This window comes from Hyalangium ruber (assembly GCF_034259325.1).
GTDB classification, from domain to species: Bacteria; Myxococcota; Myxococcia; order Myxococcales; family Myxococcaceae; genus Hyalangium_A; species Hyalangium_A rubrum.
In genome coordinates this window covers 2,501-5,766 of the sequence record NZ_JAXIVS010000037.1, presented here as the reverse complement: position 1 = coordinate 5,766, position 3,266 = coordinate 2,501, and the positions used below count along the sequence as shown (strand labels likewise).

At 55.1% G+C, this 3,266-nt stretch carries 1 rRNA gene; it reads right to left on the bottom strand.

From position 1 onward, the window contains the following. Window positions 1–75: 75 nt before the first annotated feature. A 23S ribosomal RNA gene (locus tag SYV04_RS43580) occupies window positions 76–3,043 on the bottom strand. Window positions 3,044–3,266 lie beyond the last annotated feature (223 nt).

Here is a 3,266-nt window from a genome sequence, read left to right as displayed (position 1 = left end):
TGCGCCGGGCCTCGATCTTGGCCTCGAATCCCTTACTCCCCCGTAGGAATACGGGGAGCGTGCAAGAGATGAGGATAAAGTAAGCCGCACGAGCAATTAGTACCGGTTAGCTCAACGTGTTACCACGCTTACACACCCGGCCTATCAACGTCGTAGTCTTCGACGGCTCTTCAGGGGCTTGCGCCCGGGATACCTGTTCTTGAGGTCGGTTTCCCGCTTAGATGCTTTCAGCGGTTATCCAATCGACACATGGCTACCCAGCGATACCACTGGCGTGATAACTGGTACACCAGAGGTGTCTCCAACCCGGTCCTCTCGTACTAAGGTCAGATCCTCTCAAGTATCCTACGCCCACAGCAGATAGGGACCAAACTGTCTCACGACGTTTTGAACCCAGCTCGCGTACCGCTTTAATTGGCGAACAGCCAAACCCTTGGGACCTGCTCCAGCCCCAGGATGCGATGAGCCGACATCGAGGTGCCAAACCTCCCCGTCGATGTGAACTCTTGGGGGAGATAAGCCTGTTATCCCCGGAGTACCTTTTATCCGTTGAGCGATGGCCCTTCCATTCAGGACCACCGGATCACTATGACCTGCTTTCGCACCTGCTCGAGATGTCTCTCTCGCAGTCAAGCTCCCTTATGCCATTGCACTCGACGCCCGGTTTCCAATCGGGCTGAGGGAACCATCGCGCGCCTCCGTTACTCTTTGGGAGGCGACCGCCCCAGTCAAACTACCCACCAGACAGTGTCCCGGTTCCCGATAAGGGAACGCGGTTAGACACCAGAAATCAACAGGGTGGTATTTCACCGTTGCCTCCACCGAACCTAGCGGCCCGGCTTCAAAGGCTCCCACCTATCCTACACAGTCAATCCCTAGTGTCACTGTCAAGTTGTAGTAAAGGTTCACGGGGTCTTTCCGTCTTGCTGCGGGTAAACTGCATCGGCACAGCTATTTCAATTTCGCTGAGTCCCTCTCCGAGACAGCGCGGAAGTCGTTACTCCATTCGTGCAGGTCGGAACTTACCCGACAAGGAATTTCGCTACCTTAGGACCGTTATAGTTACGGCCGCCGTTTACTGGGGCTTCGGATCATCGCTTCGCCTTGCGGCTGACGAATCCCCTTAACCTTCCAGCACCGGGCAGGAGTCAGACCCTATACGTCGGCTTGTCGCCTTCGCAGAGTCCTGTGTTTTTGGTAAACAGTCGCTACCGCCATTTCTCTGCAACCTCTCTCGGCTTCGGCTGTACGCCTACACCTACCAGAGGCCCACCTTCTTCCGAAGTTACGGTGGAAATTTGCCTAGTTCCTTGGAGGAGAGTTCTCTCAAGCGCCTTAGGATTTTCTCCTCACCCACCTGTGTCGGTTTGCGGTACGGTCACCCTGCAGTCTCCCTACGGGACTTTTCTTGGAAGCGTGGCATCAACGACTTACCCCTTGCGGGGCGCCATGGGGTCTCGGGGATAGCTGCCGCGCCTTTTTATCGTACGCGACACCCCTACACCTTTGGACCGGTACAACCACCACCCGGCTCGTCTAGCCTTCTCCGTCCTCCCTTAGTTCAACGACTGCAAGATGGCGCAGGAATATTAACCTGCTTGCCATCACCTACGCCTTTCGGCCTCGGCTTAGGACCGGCTAACCCTGGGAAGATTAACTTGACCCAGGAAACCTTGGGTTTACGGCGAGGGGGTTTCTCACCCCCTTTATCGCTACTCATTTCGGCATCAGCACTCCCAGTCGCTCCAGCCGCCCTTACGGTCGACCTTCGCAGCAACTGGGACGCTCCCCTACCGCCATACACGTCAAAACGCGTATGACCCGAAGCTTCGGCACTAGTCTTGAGCCCCGTTACATTTTCGGCGCGGCCTGTCTTGACCAGTGAGCTATTACGCTTTCTTTAAAGGATGGCTGCTTCTAAGCCAACCTCCTGGTTGTCAATGACCTGCCACATCCTTTCTAGTGTTCACTTAGACTAGATTTGGGGGCCTTAGCTGTCGGTCTGGGTTATTCCCCTCTTGCCAATGGACGTTATCACCCACTGACTGCTTCCCGAGATAACAGTTGTCGGCATTCGGAGTTTGGTACGGTTTGGTAATCTGGTGAGACCCCTAGCCGTTCCAGTGCTCTACCTCCGACACTGAATTACTCGAGACGATACCTAAATATCTTTCGGGGAGAACCAGCTATCACGGAGTTTGATTGGCCTTTCACCCCTACACACAGCTCATCCCAGAAATTTTCAACTTTCATGAGTTCGGACCTCCATGCGGTGTTACCCGCACTTCATCCTGGCCATGTGTAGATCACCCCGCTTCGGGTTATAATACACGCAACTGATCGCCCATTTCGGACTCGCTTTCGCTCCGGCTCCACCTATCGGCTTAGCCTCGCTACGTACATTAAGTCGCCGAATCATGATGCAAAAGGTACGCCCTCGCACTGGGTTGCCCCGTAGTGCTCGGACTGCTTGTAGACATGCGGTTTCAGGTTCTTTTGACTCCCCTCACCGGGGTTCTTTTCACCTTTCCCTCGCGGTACTTGTTCACTATCGGTCGCCAAGTAGTATTTAGCCTTACCGGATGGTCCCGGCAGATTCAGACAGGATTGCACGTGTCCCGTCTTACTTGGGTACCCCGCTCGGCCCCAGCTCGTTTTCGCGTACGCGACTATCACGCTCTTTGGTCAGCCTTTCCAGGCTGTTCCGCTAACAAGCCGAGGTCCTACCGCGGACCCGCAACCCCGAGGCCACTTGCGTGGACTCGGTTTAGGCTGTTCCCGGTTCGCTCGCCACTACTACGGGAATCACTCATTGTTTTCTTTTCCTCAGGGTACTGAGATGTTTCACTTCCCCTGGTTCGCTCCGCCAGCCCTATGTATTCAGGCCGGGGTAACATGGCTATTCGCCATGCTGGGTTTCCCCATTCGGACATCTCCGGATCAACGTTTGGTTGGCAACTCCCCGAAGCTTTTCGCAGCCACCCACGTCCTTCATCGCCTCTTGGCACCTAGGCATCCACCGCACGCCCTTAGTAGCTTACTTACCCTGATCTCTCGTCTTCACGCCCACCTCCCGGCGGGATTGTCGAAACTCGAGACCAAGATCCAGGCCCCTGCTCTTCGCAGCGGACCCAGAAGAATCACTTGTGTTGAGCTCCCTCAGAAGCTTCGCCTCTCGGCGTTGCTTTCCCCTGGGAGTCAACGAGAGAACTTCTCTTGACTCAGCAGAAATCTTAAATTCTGCCTTCGTATGCACTTGTCAAAGA